Source organism: Streptomyces sp. NPDC002867 (assembly GCF_053591895.1).
This window is the reverse complement of record NZ_JBSFUR010000019.1, coordinates 21748-37964: the sequence shown is the minus strand read 5'-3', so window position 1 is coordinate 37964 and position 16217 is coordinate 21748. Positions and strand designations below refer to the sequence as shown.

Here is a 16217-nt window from a genome sequence, read left to right as displayed (position 1 = left end):
GCTTGACCGCCGTCCGGGTGATCGATCTTCCGATTCTCATCTCGTTGTTCTGTGAAAGAGGCCCTGCTGAGCAGGGCCTCTTTCACATTTTATAGATCATCGATCACGGGTCAATGCTTTTGCCCCATTACCTCTTTCGGGCATGTTTTCGGAACGCGATCATTTGCTGAGTAGCCGGTCAAGGTCAATTGCATTTGCCGCACCCTGTTTTGATCAGGTTCCGCTACCTACAATCCGTCCACATCTTGAGCTCTGAACGTCAAGGAGGACGAATGGCGGGGCTCTTCAACCCACAAATGACCGATCATCCCACTTCCTACGCGGCTGCGGTACTCACGGACGACAACCGGATGATCGTCGTGGTCATCGCAGCCGTCGCACTGGCGGCCCTGGTCGTCGCCCAATTGCTCGTGCGCCAGGTCCTCGCCGCAGGCGAGGGCACCGATTCCATGAAGAAGATCGCGGCGGCGGTGCAGGAAGGCGCGAATGCCTATCTCGCACGGCAGCTGCGCACCCTCGGCGTCTTCGCCGTGGTGGTGTTCTTCCTGCTCATGCTTCTTCCTGCGGACGACTGGTCGCAGCGTGCGGGGCGTTCGGTGTTCTTCCTGGTGGGCGCGATCTTCTCGGCGGCCACCGGATACATCGGCATGCGTCTCGCGGTGCGGGCCAATGTCCGGGTGGCGGCGGCCGCGCGGGAAGCGACACCGCAGGAAGGAGAGCCGGAAAAGGATCTGACGGCCGTCGCGCACAAGGCCATGAAGATCGCGTTCCGTACCGGTGGCGTGGTCGGCATGTTCACGGTGGGCCTCGGGCTTCTCGGTGCCTCCTGCGTCGTGCTCGTCTACGCGGCCGACGCGCCCAAGGTGCTCGAGGGCTTCGGCCTCGGCGCCGCGCTGATCGCCATGTTCATGCGTGTCGGCGGCGGCATCTTCACCAAGGCGGCCGACGTCGGCGCCGACCTCGTCGGCAAGGTCGAGCAGGGCATTCCCGAAGACGACCCCCGCAACGCCGCGACCATCGCCGACAACGTGGGCGACAACGTCGGGGACTGCGCCGGCATGGCGGCCGACCTGTTCGAGTCGTACGCCGTCACGCTCGTCGCGGCCCTCATCCTCGGCTCGGCGGCCTTCGGCGACGCCGGGCTCGCCTTCCCGCTGATTGTCCCGGCGATCGGCGTGGTCACCGCGATGATCGGCATCTTCGCGGTCGCCCCGCGGCGCGCCGACCGCAGCGGGATGACGGCCATCAACCGGGGGTTCTTCATCTCCGCGGTGATCTCGATCGTCCTGGTGGCCATCGCGGTGTTCATCTACCTGCCCTCTTCGTACGCCGAGTTGGACGGTGTCGGGGACGCCGCTGTCCGGGCGCACGAGGGTGACCCGCGTGTCCTGGCGCTCGTCGCCGTCGCCATCGGCATCGTGCTGGCGGCCCTGATCCAGCAACTGACGGGCTACTTCACCGAGACGAACCGGCGTCCGGTCCGGGACATCGGCAAGTCGTCGCTGACCGGCCCCGCCACCGTCGTGCTGGCCGGCATCTCGATCGGTCTCGAATCGGCCGTCTACACCGCGCTGTTGATCGGCCTCGGCGTCTACGGGGCGTTCCTGCTCGGCGGCACGTCGATCATGCTCGCCCTCTTCGCCGTGGCGCTCGCCGGAACCGGCCTGCTCACCACGGTCGGCGTCATCGTCGCCATGGACACCTTCGGGCCGGTCTCCGACAACGCCCAGGGCATCGCGGAGATGTCGGGCGACGTCACCGGCGCGGGCGCGCAGGTCCTCACCGACCTGGACGCCGTCGGCAACACCACCAAGGCCATCACCAAGGGCATCGCCATCGCCACGGCCGTGCTCGCCGCGGCCGCGCTCTTCGGCTCGTACCGCGACGCCATCGGCACCGCGGCCCGGGACGTCGGCGAGAAGCTGGGCGACGGCGCCCCGATGAACCTGGTGATGGACATCTCCCAGCCCAACAACCTGGTGGGGCTGGTCCTGGGCGCCGCGGTCGTCTTCCTCTTCTCCGGGCTGGCGATCAACGCCGTGTCCCGGTCGGCGGGAGCCGTTGTCTACGAGGTGCGGCGGCAGTTCCGCGAGCACCCGGGGATCATGGACTACTCCGAGAAGCCGGAGTACGGGCGCGTCGTCGACATCTGCACCAAGGACGCACTGCGGGAGCTGGCCACGCCGGGTCTGCTCGCGGTGATGACGCCGATCGCTGTCGGCTTCTCGCTCGGGGTCGGCGCGCTCGGCGCGTTCCTCGCGGGAGCGATCGGCACCGGAACGCTGATGGCCGTGTTCCTCGCCAACTCCGGCGGTGCGTGGGACAACGCCAAGAAGCTCGTCGAGGACGGTCACCACGGCGGCAAGGGCAGCGAGGCCCATGCGGCGACGGTGATCGGCGACACGGTCGGCGACCCGTTCAAGGACACGGCCGGTCCGGCGATCAACCCGCTGCTGAAGGTGATGAACCTGGTGGCGCTGCTGATCGCGCCGGCGGTCGTCCAGTTCAGCTTCGGGGACGACTCCAACGCCGGCGTGCGCGCGCTGGTCGCGGTGATCGCCATGGTGGTCATCGTGGGTGCCGTGTACATCTCCAAGCGGCGTGGAATCGCGGTGGGCGACGACGGCGACAGCCGGGCCGAGCGCGGCGCGAAGTCGGCCGATCCCGCGGCGGTGTCCTGACGTCTCGGATCAACCCATGGGCGGGCGCTGCGCACTGACGCGGCGTCCGTCCATTCGCGCGTGTGGGTGAGTCTTGTCTCCCTTGGTGCAAATGGCTTCAATAGGTGATGAACCGGGCGCACGACACGCGTTTGTCGCCCACTTGGCGTGTATGTTCCGGGGCCGAGAGAGCCTTGGAAGGGACCAATCCGGTGAACAAGAAGCTTGCGGCCGCACTGTCCGGCGGTGCGGTACTGGTACTGGCGCTGTCGGGATGCGGGGACGACAGCGAGGAGAAGGTGAACAGCTGGGCCAAGAAGGTCTGTGACCAGGCGCAGCCGCAGATCCAGAAGAGAGCCGACGCCCAGCAGGCCATCATCTCGACGGCCGCGGACGGCAAGCCCGCCGACATCCAGGCCGCCGACTCCAAGGCTTTCGCGGACATCGCCGCAGCGGACAAGGCACTTGCCAAGGCCGTCAGGGACGCCGGTGTCCCGCCGGTCGAGAACGGCGAGAAGCTCCGCACCGACGCGGTGAACGAGCTGGAGGCCACCGCCAAGGAATACCTGGCGCTCAAGCAGAAGGTCGACGCCCTCGACGCCAAGGACCAGCAGAAGTTCGCCGACGGCCTGCAGGAGGTCGCGGACGGTCTGAAGAAGATCGAGCGCATGGACCAGGACGCGCTGGCCAAGCTCCAGGCCGGTGAGTTGGGCCAGGCGATGGCGAAGCAGCCGGGCTGCCAGAGGGCGAAGACGTCGAGCCCCGCCTCGGGCGCGTCCGCGTCGCCCAGCAAGGCGTGACCGGCGCCCGTTCGCAGGGCAACAAGACTGTGTGAGGCCCCACTCGGCCCGCGGCCGATGCGTGCCGCCACGCAGGGGCACACCGCACGGCCCGACCCCGACCCGGGCCGGGCCGTGCGGCGATTGTCAGGGGCGGCCGCCACAATGGGTTCGTGAGTACGACCAGCCTTCCCGTGCCTGACCACGCCCCCCGACTCCGCGACGCCTTCCTCGCCGCCCGTTTCACCGCCGACGGGCTGCTCGACCTGCTCGGAGCCCCGGCGTACGCGGCGCTCGCCCGCAGCGAGACCGTGCCCGCCCTGCGTGCCACCCGTGGAGAGGGAGCGCTGGAGACGCTCGTCCGGCTGTTCCTGCTGCAGCGGCCCGTGGCGTACGGGCGGGCGCGTGACGTGCTGCCGCTCGATGCATGCCTGGCGGACGGCTGGGTGGTGCGCGACGGCGACGAGGTCCGGGCCACCGTGGACATCCGGCCCTACGGGGGGCCGGAGGGCCAGGACTGGTTCATCGTGTCCGACCTCGGCTGCGCGGTCGGCGGCGCGGGGGGAGCCGGAGGACAGGGCGAAGGGGTCGTCCTCGGTGTCGGCGGCGCCTCCACCACGCTCGCCGGCATCACCGTGCGTACGCCTGTCGCGTCCGCGCTCGACCTCGGCACGGGATCCGGCATCCAGGCGCTGCACGCCGCGCAGCATGCGACGAGGGTCACCGCCACCGATCTCAATCCCCGAGCCCTGCACTTCACCCGGCTCACGCTCGCGCTGTCCGGCGCGCCGGAGGCAGATCTGCGGGAGGGCTCGCTGTTCGAGCCGGTCGCCTCGGACACGTACGACCTGATCGTCTCCAATCCGCCCTTCGTCATCTCCCCCGGGGCCCGGCTGACCTACCGGGACGGCGGGATGGGCGGGGACGATCTGTGCCGCTCCCTCGTCCAGCAGGCGGGGGACAGGCTGAACGAGGGCGGCTTCGCCCAGTTCCTCGCCAACTGGCAGCACGTCGAGGGGGAGGACTGGCAGGAGCGGCTGCGCTCCTGGGTGCCGCGCGGCTGCGACGCCTGGATCGTGCAGCGCGAGGTGCAGGACATCACGCAGTACGCGGAGCTGTGGCTGCGCGACAGCGGCGACCACCGCAGCGATCCCGCGCAGTACGCGGCACGCTACGACGCGTGGCTGGACGAGTTCGAGGCGCGGAAGACCAAGGCGGTCGGCTTCGGCTGGATCACGCTGCGCAAGTCCGGTGCGGACCGGCCGTCGATCGTTGCGGAGGAGTGGCCGCACCCCGTCGAGCAGCCACTCGGCGACGCCGTGCGCGCCCACTTCGACCGGCAGGACTACCTGCGGACGCACGACGACGCGGCGCTGCTCTCCGACCACTTCCGGCTGGTGCCCGAGGTGGTGCAGGAGCAGGTCGGCCTGCCGGGCGCCGAGGACCCGGAGCACGTGGTCCTCCGCCAGAACCGCGGCATGCGGCGGGCGACCGAGGTCGACACCGTCGGCGCGGGCTTCGCGGGTGTGTGCGACGGGACACTGAGCGCCGGACGGATTCTGGACGCCATCGCCCAGCTGATCGACGAGGACCCGGTGCTCCTGCGCGACCGGACGCCGCAGGCGCTACGACTGCTGGTGGAGGAGGGCTTCCTCGAACCGGCCGATCCGGGCACGACGGCATAGGCGCCTGCACGGTTTGCGCCGCCCGATACGGGCAAACCGGCCAATGTTCGGTCAGCGCTACCCCGCTCCCGCGGCCGGACCCGAGAAGGATCAAAGGGGAGTGATCGATGAGGACAGAGGAAGGGGAGGAGATCCCTCCGGAAAATGTGCCGACGCGACCGCGTGAGTGAACCCACGCGCCGTTCACCCGGAATTCGCGCGGACGACGCCCAGGCGTGCCAGCCTCGGCACCCGGACATCCATGGCGCCAGGGAAGGACCGGATACGGGCATGGAGAGCGGGCCAGCGATCTTCGCCGGAACGGCATTCGCGCTGTTCGGAGCCGGGCTGCTGCTGTGGACGGGGACACGGCTCGCGCACCGCGCACCCGTCGCGCACGGAGTGAGCCCCGCCACGGCCGGCGCCTTCGGGATCTTCTTCGGTGCGGCCTTCCTCACGCTCGGCGTGTGGTGCTTCACTCGTATCTGAGGCGGCGTACAGGCCCCCACGTGCCGGTCCGGGCCGCATAAAAGGCTGGACTCGGGTTACCGTTCGAGTGGCCGTTGCGGTCTTTTGCCGTTTGACACGGGGGCGGGTTGTACCGTCACACTCCGCAGCGACAGCAGCGCCACAGCAGTGCCGTAACGCCGCACCACCGCGTACCGCACCGCAGTGAGCGCCCATCGAGCGTCGACCGGAGAGAAGAGCGAAGTTGTCCCCGACCAGCGAGACCGCACAGGGCGGCCGCCGACTCGTGATCGTCGAGTCGCCTGCCAAGGCGAAGACGATCAAGGGCTACCTCGGCCCTGGTTACGTCGTCGAGGCGAGCGTCGGGCACATCCGTGACCTGCCGAACGGCGCCGCCGAGGTGCCGGAGAAGTACACCGGCGAGGTGCGCCGCCTCGGCGTCGACGTCGAACACGACTTCCAGCCGATCTACGTCGTCAACGCAGACAAGCGGGCCCAGGTCAGGAAGCTCAAGGAGCAGCTCGCCGAGTCCGACGAGCTCTACCTCGCCACTGATGAGGACCGCGAGGGCGAGGCCATCGCGTGGCACCTCCTCGAGGTGCTCAAGCCCAAGGTTCCCGTCCACCGCATGGTGTTCCACGAGATCACCAAGGAAGCGATCCGCGACGCCGTCGCGAACCCGCGCGAGCTCAACAAGCGCATGGTCGACGCCCAGGAGACCCGACGCATCCTCGACCGCCTCTACGGCTACGAGGTCTCGCCGGTCCTGTGGAAGAAGGTCATGCCCCGGCTGTCCGCAGGCCGCGTTCAGTCCGTCGCGACCCGGCTCGTCGTCGAGCGGGAGCGCGAGCGCATCGCGTTCCGCTCCGCCGAGTACTGGGACCTGACCGGCACCTTCGCCACCGGCCGCGCCGGTGACACGTCCGACCCCTCGACCCTCACGGCCCGTCTCAACACGGTCGACGGGCAGCGTGTCGCCCAGGGCCGCGACTTCGGTCCGGACGGCCGGCTCAAGAGCGCGCAGGTGCTCCACCTCGACGAGGTGAACGCCCGTGCCCTGGCCGCAGCGCTCCAGGACACGTCCTTCGCGGTCCGCTCCGTCGAGTCCAAGCCCTACCGCCGCTCGCCGTACGCGCCGTTCCGCACGACGACGCTGCAGCAGGAGGCCTCGCGCAAGCTGGGCTTCGGCGCCAAGGCGACCATGCAGATCGCGCAGAAGCTGTACGAGAACGGCTTCATCACCTACATGCGTACGGACTCCACCACGCTGTCCGAGACCGCCGTCGCGGCGGCCCGGGCACAGGTGACGCAGCTGTACGGCGCCGACTACCTGCCCGACAAGCCGCGTACCTACGCCGGCAAGGTCAAGAACGCGCAGGAGGCACACGAGGCGATCCGGCCGTCGGGCGATCGTTTCCGCACGCCTGCCGAGACCGGTCTGACCGGCGACCAGTTCCGTCTCTACGAGCTGATCTGGAAGCGGACCGTCGCCTCCCAGATGAAGGACGCCGTCGGGAACAGCGTGACGGTGAAGATCGGCGGCCGTGCCTCCGACGGCCGCGACGCCGAGTTCACCGCGTCCGGCAAGACGATCACCTTCCACGGCTTCATGAAGGCCTACGTGGAGGGCGCCGACGACCCGAACGCGGAGCTGGACGACCGCGAGCGGCGCCTCCCGCAGGTCGCGGAGGGCGACGCCCTGTCCGCCGAGGAGATCTCGGTGGACGGCCACGCCACCAAGCCGCCCGCCCGCTACACCGAGGCGTCGCTGGTCAAGGAGCTGGAAGAGCGCGAGATCGGCCGCCCGTCGACGTACGCGTCGATCATCGGCACGATCCTGGACCGCGGCTACGTCTTCAAGAAGGGGACGGCGCTCGTGCCGTCGTTCCTCTCCTTCGCCGTGGTGAACCTGCTGGAGAAGCACTTCGGCCGGCTCGTCGACTACGACTTCACCGCCAGGATGGAGGACGACCTCGACCGCATCGCACGGGGCGAGGCGCAGGCCGTGCCGTGGCTCAAGCGCTTCTACTTCGGCGAGGGCGACGCCGCCGGCGCGGCCTCCGAGGCGGGCAACGGCGACGGCGACCACCTCGGTGGCCTCAAGGAGCTGGTGACCGACCTCGGCGCCATCGACGCCCGCGAGATCTCCAGCTTCCCCGTCGGCAGCGGCATCGTGCTGCGCGTCGGCCGCTACGGCCCGTACGTCGAGCGCGGCGAGAAGGACGCGGAGGGCCACCAGCGCGCCGATGTCCCCGACGACCTCGCGCCCGACGAGCTGACCGTGGAGTACGCCGAGGAGCTGCTCGCCAAGCCGAGCGGTGACTTCGAGCTGGGCACGGACCCGGCGACCGGACACCAGATCATCGCCAAGGACGGCCGCTACGGCCCGTACGTCACCGAGGTGCTGCCCGAGGGCACGCCGAAGACCGGCAAGAACGCGGTCAAGCCGCGCACGGCGTCGCTGTTCAAGTCCATGTCGCTCGACACCGTCACGCTCGAGGACGCGCTGAAGCTGATGTCCCTGCCGCGAGTGGTCGGCACCGACGCCGAAGGCGTCGAGATCACCGCGCAGAACGGCCGCTACGGCCCGTACCTGAAGAAGGGCACCGACTCGCGCTCGCTGGAGAACGAGGAGCAGCTGTTCAGCATCACGCTGGACGAAGCCCTCGCGATCTACGCGCAGCCCAAGCAGCGCGGGCGGGCCGCGGCCAAGCCGCCGCTGAAGGAGCTCGGCACCGACCCGGTCAGCGAGCGTCCCGTCGTCGTCAAGGACGGCCGCTTCGGCCCGTACGTCACCGACGGCGAGACCAACGCGACGCTGCGCACCGGCGACAGCGTCGAGGACATCACGCCGGAGCGCGGCTACGAACTGCTCGCCGAGAAGCGTGCCAAGGGACCGGCCAAGAAGACGGCCAAGAAGGCGCCCGCCAAGAAGACCGTGGCCAAGAAGACCGCGGCGAAGAAGACGGCCGCCAAGACGACGGCGGCAAAGAAGACGACGGCGGCCAAGAAGACGACGGCCGCGAAGAAGACGACGGCCGCCGCCAAGAAGGCGCCGGCGAAGAAGGCCACCACGAAGAAGACGGCGGCCTCGGCCAACGCCTCCGCGACCGCGGGCGAGGAGTAGAGGACCGGCCGGGAGTCGCCTCCCGGCCGGACCGGCACAGGCGCTTTGCCGCACGGGACCTTCACACTCGTGTGACAAAGCGCCCGTGTGTTCGGACACCCCTCCGGGGAGCGACCCGCTCCGGATAGGCTGGGCGGATGACGCGAGCCGAGCAGCCAGCCGAGCAGCAGGCGGTCATGAGTACCGCTGCAGAGACTGCTTCCGACGCATCTGATTCCGACGCACTCGCCGCGGACTCGCGGGAGCGCGCCGTGCGCGCCCTCCTGCGTCACGCGCCGCTGAGGCGGCTCTGGAACGCCCAAGTGGTCGGCGGGACGGGGGACGCACTGGGTGTCCTCGTCCTGATGCTGCTGGCGTTGCAGGCGGCGGTCGAGTCAGGCACGTTCGGGACCGGTTACCGCGGGGCGGCCTTCGCCGTCGCCGCCGTCCTCGGCGCGCGCGTGCTGGCCACGCTGCTGTTCGGGGCCGTACTCCTCGGCCCGATGACCTCCCTCACCGCGCCGAGCGGCCCGCTGGACCGGCGCTGGACCATGATCGGCGCGGACGGCGTGCGCGTCGCGCTGCTGGTCGTCGCGCCGCTGTGGATCGACTGGGTCCCCGCGAACGCACTCGCGATCCTGCTGATCACCGTCTTCGTGTCCGGTGTCGCGGAACGTTTCTGGACGGTCGCCCGTGACGGCGCCGCGCCCGCGCTGCTGCCCGCGCCGCCGCTGGAGGGCGCGGCGGTACGGCCGCTGCCCGACCACCTCGACGCGCTGCGCCGGCTGTGGCTGCGCACCGGCTTCGCGGTCATCCCCGCCGCGGCCGCCGTGCTGCTCGTCGCCACGCTGATCGGCAACCTGCTCGGCTCGGGCATCGAGTGGTTCACGCTGCACCAGGCGGCGCTCGCCTCCTACCTCGCGGCCGGCCTGTTCGCCGCGTCCGTGTCGACGCTGTACTTCGTCGAGCTGCCCGCCGCGCAGACGCCCCGGCCTCGTTCGCCGCTGGAGGGCCTGCGCCGCCCGTCGACCGGGAACGGCGTGGACAAGGGCCGCACCGGCAGCATCCCGCTGTTCGTGCTCGCCTGCGCCGCCGTCACCGGAGCCATCGCGTCCGGGACGGCCGTCGCCGTGCTCCACGCCGTCGACCTCGGCGGCGGCCCGGCGGCGTTCGCGCTGCTCGTCCTCGCCCTGATCGGCGGCACGGGAGCCGGGATCCGCGCGGCCGGAGCCGTCCTGCCCTCCCTGTCGCGCCGCCGGCTGCTCGCCCTCGCGCTCACCGTGACCGGCGTGGCGCTGCTCGCCATGGGTCTCGTACCGGACACGGCCACCGTGCTGTTCATCGCGGCGCTCGCCGGCTTCGCGGCCGGTGTGGCCGCGAACACCGGGCACGGCCTGATCGACCAGGAGACCGAGGACTTCCGCCGCGCCCGCATCACCGAGCACCTCCAGGCGGTCGTCCGCGTCGCCATCGGACTCACTGCGATCGCGGCCCCGCTGCTGGCGGCGGCGATCGGACCGCACCGGCTCGCGAGCGGCGACTTCGTCTTCGCGCACGGCGGGGCCGCGTTCACGCTGATGCTCGCGGGCGCGCTGCTGCTGCCCGTCGCCGCGGTCGTGCTGGCCAAGACCGACGACCGGTCCGGTGTGCCGCTGCGCCGCGATCTGCGCGACGCGGTGCGCGGCGGCGCGGACCCGGCCCAGGCGCCCGCGGCGAACGGCTTCTTCATCGCCATCGAGGGCGGCGACGGCGCCGGGAAGTCCACCCAGGTCGAGGCGCTCGCCGAGTGGATCCGCGCCAAGGGCCACGAGGTCGTCGTCACCCGGGAGCCGGGTGCCACCCCCGTCGGCAAGCGGCTGCGGTCCATCCTGCTGGACGTGTCGAGCGCCGGACTGTCCAATCGGGCCGAGGCCCTGCTGTACGCCGCCGACCGCGCGGAGCACGTCGACTCGGTCGTCCGCCCGGCGCTGGAGCGCGGCGCGATCGTCATCTCCGACCGCTACATCGACTCCTCCGTGGCCTACCAGGGCGCGGGCCGCGACCTGTCGCCGACGGAGATCGCGCGGATCTCTCGCTGGGCGACGGACGGACTCGTACCGCACCTGACCGTGCTGCTCGACGTCTCCCCGGAGACCGCACGCGAACGCTTCACCGAGGCGCCGGACCGGCTGGAGTCGGAGCCTGCGGAGTTCCACCAGCGGGTGCGCGCCGGGTTCCTGACCCTGGCCGCGGCCGACCCCGGGCGCTACCTCGTCGTGGACGCGGGCCAGGAGCCCGAGGCGGTCACCACCGTCGTACGCCACCGGCTCGACCAGATGCTGCCCCTGTCCGATGCCGAGATCACGGCACGGGAGGAGGCGCGCAGGGCGGCCGAGGCGGAGGCCCGCCGCAGAGCAGAGGAGGAAGCGGCGCGCAAGGCGGAGGAGGAGCGCCTGGAGCGCGAGCGCCAGGAGCAGCTCGCCCGCCTGCGTGCCGAGGAGGAGGAGCGCAAGCGGCGCGAAGAGGAGGAGGCGCGGCAGCGCGAGGCCGAGCGCCAGGCCGAGGAGGCCAGGCAGCGCGCCGAGGAGGCGCGCCGGAGGGCGGAGGCGGAACGCCGCCGTCGCGAGGCCGAGGAGAAGGCCCGCCAGGAGGAGCAGGAGCGGCTGCGCCGCCAGGCAGAGGAGGAGGCCCGGCTGCGGGCCGAGGCCGAGGCGCGCCGGCTGGAGAAGCAGCGCAAGGCGGAAGAGGCGCTGCTGAAGGCCGAGCAGGCACGGCGGGCCGCGGAGGCGGCAGCTGCGGCCGCGGCCGCGGTGTCCGCGCAGTCGGCGAACGAGGTCACGGTGCCGACGCCGGTCGTGCGGCCGGAGGAGGGGCCGTCGGCCGGTCCGGACGAGATCACGCAGGAGGTCCCGAGGCCGGACGCGGTCGCGGGGGACGACGAGACGAGGCTGCTGCGCAAGGTCCCGGACGAGGCGGAGACGTCCGTCCTGCCGGCCGTGGACCTGCAGGCCGAGGAGGAGACCTCCGTGCCGCCGTCCGTGGACGACCGGCGGGCGGCCGACGAGACGGCGGTGCTGCCGCCGGTCCGGGACGCGGACCCTGCGGACCGCGTGCCGCCAGGCTTCTTCCGTGACGAGCGCCCGGAGAACGCCGAGGGCGCCGAAGGCGGGAACGAGCGCACCCGGGAGCTGCCTCAGGTCGACCCCCAGCCGGCCCGTCGGCGCGGCCGCCCGGACTGGGCGGAGGAGACGCCGCTGGACGACCTCCCGACCCTGGCGGACGAACTGCTCGGCCCCCACGAGGACGACGACGACGACCGCCGAGGCCGCAGCCGCTGAGAGGGCTTCGAACGCGTCGGCTCGCAGGCCTTGGCCTGGGAGCCGACGCGTTCCGCTCGCCGGGCGCAACCGGTCCGCCCAGGCGTTCCAGCGCGTGACGCGCCGGTAGGGCGCGGCACGCGGCCTCCGTAGGCAAGGGCTGCTGCGCCCGGGGCCCGGGCGGGCGGGGACGGACGCAGCAGTGGCGTACGGTGGCCCCCGCCACGCAGCCTGGAGCAGCGTTCCGCCAGGGCTGCGGTTCCCAGGTGTGGCCCGCACGCGGGTGCGAGCGTGGCCTCATGCCCCGGCTCGCGGGTGCGGCGGAGCTCCCCTGACGTGCTGCCGCGCCCGGGCGGGCCCACCGGCGGGACCGGGGCTGTCCGGTGCCTCGGACGGGCCCACGCCCGGTCCGGCCCGCAGGTGTGACGGCGCCCTTCCGCCCGAGGGCGGCGCATGCCCGGGGCCCGGTCGGGGCGGGATGTCAGAGGGCTCCTCCACAATGGGAGACCGCAGCACGGAAGGGCGGTGACGGCAGATGGCCGTTTGGGACGACATGGTCGGCCAGGAGCGTGTCCAGACGCAGCTCTGCGCCGCCGCGCGGGACGCCGACACCCATGTCACCGCCCAGGCCCAGCGCGCCCCCGCCCCCGCCGCCTCGAAGATGACGCACGCCTGGCTGTTCACCGGGCCCCCCGGGTCCGGGCGGGCCACCGCCGCCCGTGCCTTCGCCGCCGCCCTGCAGTGCACCAGCCCCGACCGCGCGCTCGGCGGCGTGCCCGGCTGCGGGTTCTGCGACGGCTGCCACACCACGTTCGTCGGGACGCACGCCGACGTCGAGGTGATCCGCACGGACCTGCTGTCCATCGGCGTCAAGGAGACCCGGGAGCTGGTGCGCCGCGCGCAGCTCTCCCCCGCCGGCGGCCGCTGGCAGGTGATCATCATGGAGGACGCCGACCGCCTGACCGAGGGCGCGGGGAACGTCCTGCTGAAGGCGGTCGAGGAGCCCGCCCCGCGCACCGTGTGGCTGCTGTGCGCGCCCTCCCTGGAGGACGTGCTCCCCACCATCCGGTCCCGTTGCCGCCACCTCACGCTCCGTACGCCCCCGGTCTCCGCAGTCGCCGACGTGCTGGTCCGGCGCGACGGCATCGAGCCCGAGGTCGCCGCGGCGGCGGCGCGGGCCACGCAGGGCCACATCGGCCGCGCGCGCAGGCTCGCCACGGACGAGCGCGCCCGCGCCCGGCGTGCGACCGTCCTCAAGCTCCCGCTGCGCGTGGAGGACATCGGCGGCTGCCTCAAGGCCGCGCAGGAGCTGGTCGACGCGGCGGCGGAGGACGCCAAGCAGGTCGCCGAGGAGATCGACGTCAAGGAGACCGAGGACCTGAAGGCGGCGCTCGGCGCGTCGGCGGGCGGCCGCATGCCGCGCGGGACGGCCGGTGCCGTGAAGGAGCTCGAGGACAAGCAGAAGCGCCGCAGGACACGGACGCAGCGCGACAGCCTCGACCTCGCGCTCACCGACCTGACGGGGTTCTACCGCGACGTCCTCGCGCTCCAGATGGGCTCGCAGGTCCAGCTCGCCAACGAGGACGTGCGCGACGCGCTCGACCGCATCGCCCGCGGCTCCACACCCGAGGGCACCCTGCGCCGCATAGAGGCGGTCGTCGCCTGCCGTGAGGCCCTGGACCGCAATGTGGCCCCGCTGCTGGCGGTCGAGGCGATGACGATGGCGCTGCGCGCGGGCTGACGCCGTGGGCCGACCGGGCGCCGGGGCGTCACCTCCACGGTGGGTTGACCAGGTCACCCGTACGAGCAGGGACGGGCATCGGCGCTCTGCTGGAATTACGCTCCGGGGATGGACTCCAGGCGCCTGCTCCGTACCTTCGCCCTCCCCCTGGCCGCGCTCGGCCTGCTCGTCTCCGGCTGCAGCAGCGGCGGCGGCGGTTCGTCTCCCGGTTCCTCGCCGTCTGGCCGGGCGGCGCCCTCCGCCGACCTCGAGCGGTACTACACGCAGAAGCCGGCCTGGCGCTCCTGCGGCGTCCCCGGCTTCCAGTGCGCGACGGTGAAGGCCCCGCTCGACTACGCGGACCCCGAGGGCGAGTCCGTCGACCTCGCGGTCGCCCGCAAGAAGGCCACGGGCCCGGGCAAGCGGCTCGGCTCCCTCCTGGTCAACCCGGGCGGGCCCGGCGCCTCGGCCATCGGCTACCTCCAGAGCTACGCGGGCATCGGCTACCCCGCGCCGGTCCGCGCCCGCTACGACATGGTCGCCGTCGACCCGCGCGGCGTCGCCCGCAGCGCACCGGTCGAGTGCCTCTCCGGCCGGGAGATGGACGCCTTCACGCAGACCGACCAGACCCCGGACGACGCCGGCGAGACGGCGAAGCTGGCGGCGGCCTACCAGGACTTCGCCGCGGGTTGCGAGAAGCGCTCCGGCACGATCCTGCCGCATGTCTCCACGGTCGAGGCGGCGCGGGACATGGACCTCGTCCGCGCCGTACTGGGCGACGAGAAGCTGAACTACGTCGGCGCCTCGTACGGCACCTTCCTCGGCGCGACGTACGCCGAGCTGTTCCCCGACCGGACCGGCCGGCTCGTCCTGGACGGCGCGATGGACCCCTCGCTGCCCGCCCGCGAGATGAACCGCGACCAGACGGCCGGTTTCGAGACCGCGTTCCAGTCCTTCGCCGCGGACTGCGTCAAGCGGGCCGACTGCCCCCTGGGCCGGAAGTCCGCCGCGGACGCCTCCGCACGCCTCAAGGCCCTGTTCGAGAAGCTGGACGCCACCCCCGCCCCGACCGGCGAGAGCCGCAAGCTCACCGAGTCGCTGGCCACCACGGGCGTCATCGCGGCCATGTACGACGAGGGCGTGTGGCCCCAGCTCCGGGGGGCGCTGGCCGCGGCCCAGGAGGGGGACGGCGCCTCGCTGCTGGCGATGGCCGACATGTACTACGAGCGGGAGGCGGACGGCTCGTACGCGAACCTGATGTTCGCCAACGCCGCCGTGAACTGCCTCGACCTCCCGGCTGCCTTCCGCACACCCGAGGCCGTCGAACCGGCCGTCCCGGAGTTCGAGAAGGCCTCCCCGGTCTTCGGCGAGGGCTTCGCCTGGGCCTCTCTGAACTGCGGCTACTGGCCCGAGAAGGCCACCGGCAAGCCCCATCGCATCGAGGCGAAGGGCGCGGCCCCGATCGTGGTGGTCGGCACGACCCGCGACCCGGCCACCCCGTACAAGTGGGCCAGGAGCCTCGCCGACCAGCTCTCCTCGGGCCGGCTGCTGACCTACGACGGCGACGGCCACACCGCGTTCGGCCGGGGCAGCGACTGCATCGACACGGCGATCAACACCTACCTCCTGGAGGGCACACCGCCGACCGACGGCAAGCGCTGCTGAGCCCGCGGACGGGCGCCGGTCCGGGGTGCGGCAGGAGGTGGTTCGGGGCACCCCGAAGAACCCTGTAGACTTGGCGCCGCTGCTGATGAGAGCGTGTCCCCGCGGGGACGGGTATATCGTCCCGTAGCGCGCCGCCTTAGCTCAGTTGGCCAGAGCAACGCACTCGTAATGCGTAGGTCTCGGGTTCGAATCCCGAAGGCGGCTCCATCGAAACCCCAGGTCGGATCCGCTCCGACCTGGGGTTTTCTGTTGCGCGGCGCATGGGCCTTCCCGCTGTGACCACTTCACTTCCGTGACGCGTCCCATGGGGGGACGTGCCGTCACGTCCATCGACGGACCGCACGGGCATGAGCCCGTTCGATGCGGACGACGTAGCCCTCGTCGACGGAGACACGGGAACTGCCGCCCCCCGAATCCCGTTGAACCAGCAACACCCTTCTGCGCGCAGGGTTTTGGCAAACCCGTGGGCAGTTGGCACACTACTGACCCTTCGGGTTCGGAGGGTCCGGAGCCGGTGGCGAAGCTGGGGGCGGGGATGGCGGACAAGGCCGAGATGGGGCTGGCCGCGGCGATCGAGGAGCTGCGCGAGGAGCTGTACGCCGCGCAGGACAAGGGGGCCGGTCAGCAGTTCCGCTTCGAGATCGAAGAGGCGCAGCTGGAGCTGCTGCTGGAACTGCGCAAGGACGACAAGCTCGGCGGAAAGCTCCGCTTCGGGGTGGCCGACGCCGGCCTCGACCGGACGACCACCTCCGCCCGGACGCACAGGCTGACCCTGAACCTCAAGATCAAGGACAAGGCGGCCGGCGGCAGCAACCCAGAGATCAGCCACGAGGAAGCCGGCTCCTGGGACTACCACTGA

At 71.6% G+C, this 16217-nt stretch carries 9 protein-coding genes and 1 tRNA gene; all 10 read left to right on the top strand.

Going from position 1 to position 16217, the window contains the following annotated elements:
- Positions 1–272 precede the first annotated feature (272 nt).
- The 10 genes from ACWD0A_RS19575 to ACWD0A_RS19530 all read left to right on the top strand — a co-directional run bounded on the left by ACWD0A_RS19575 (position 273) and on the right by ACWD0A_RS19530 (position 16217).
- Complete coding sequence (locus ACWD0A_RS19575) at positions 273–2681, top strand: sodium-translocating pyrophosphatase (RefSeq protein WP_451299705.1); 2409 nt, start codon at positions 273–275, stop codon at positions 2679–2681.
- Positions 2682–2872: 191 nt separating this feature from the next.
- Complete coding sequence (locus ACWD0A_RS19570; protein WP_451299703.1) at positions 2873–3460, top strand: small secreted protein; 588 nt, start codon at positions 2873–2875, stop codon at positions 3458–3460.
- A gap of 152 nt (positions 3461–3612) precedes the next feature.
- Complete coding sequence (locus ACWD0A_RS19565) at positions 3613–5124, top strand: DUF7059 domain-containing protein (RefSeq protein ID WP_451299701.1); 1512 nt, start codon at positions 3613–3615, stop codon at positions 5122–5124.
- A 270-nt stretch (positions 5125–5394) separates the two neighbouring features.
- Entirely contained in the window at positions 5395–5592 is a 198-nt protein-coding gene (locus tag ACWD0A_RS19560) for a hypothetical protein (protein ID WP_177149604.1), read from the top strand.
- 223 nt (positions 5593–5815) lie between these two features.
- On the top strand, positions 5816–8698 hold the full coding sequence (gene topA / locus ACWD0A_RS19555) for a type I DNA topoisomerase (RefSeq protein ID WP_451299699.1): 2883 nt from the start codon (positions 5816–5818) through the stop codon (positions 8696–8698).
- A 137-nt stretch (positions 8699–8835) separates the two neighbouring features.
- Positions 8836–11994, top strand: a complete 3159-nt coding sequence (tmk, locus tag ACWD0A_RS19550) for a dTMP kinase (RefSeq protein ID WP_451299697.1) — start codon at positions 8836–8838, stop codon at positions 11992–11994.
- Between the two features lie 514 nt (positions 11995–12508).
- Positions 12509–13714: a DNA polymerase III subunit delta' gene (locus tag ACWD0A_RS19545; RefSeq protein ID WP_451299695.1), complete on the top strand. Its 1206-nt coding sequence runs from the start codon at positions 12509–12511 to the stop codon at positions 13712–13714.
- Positions 13715–13822: 108 nt separating this feature from the next.
- Positions 13823–15358, top strand: coding sequence for an alpha/beta hydrolase (locus ACWD0A_RS19540; RefSeq protein WP_451299693.1), 1536 nt, complete (start codon positions 13823–13825; stop codon positions 15356–15358).
- Positions 15359–15488: 130 nt separating this feature from the next.
- Positions 15489–15565, top strand: a tRNA-Thr gene (locus tag ACWD0A_RS19535).
- Positions 15566–15872: 307 nt separating this feature from the next.
- Positions 15873–16217 (top strand): trypco2 family protein, encoded by a 345-nt coding sequence (locus ACWD0A_RS19530; RefSeq protein WP_451299691.1) that lies wholly within the window; start codon positions 15873–15875, stop codon positions 16215–16217.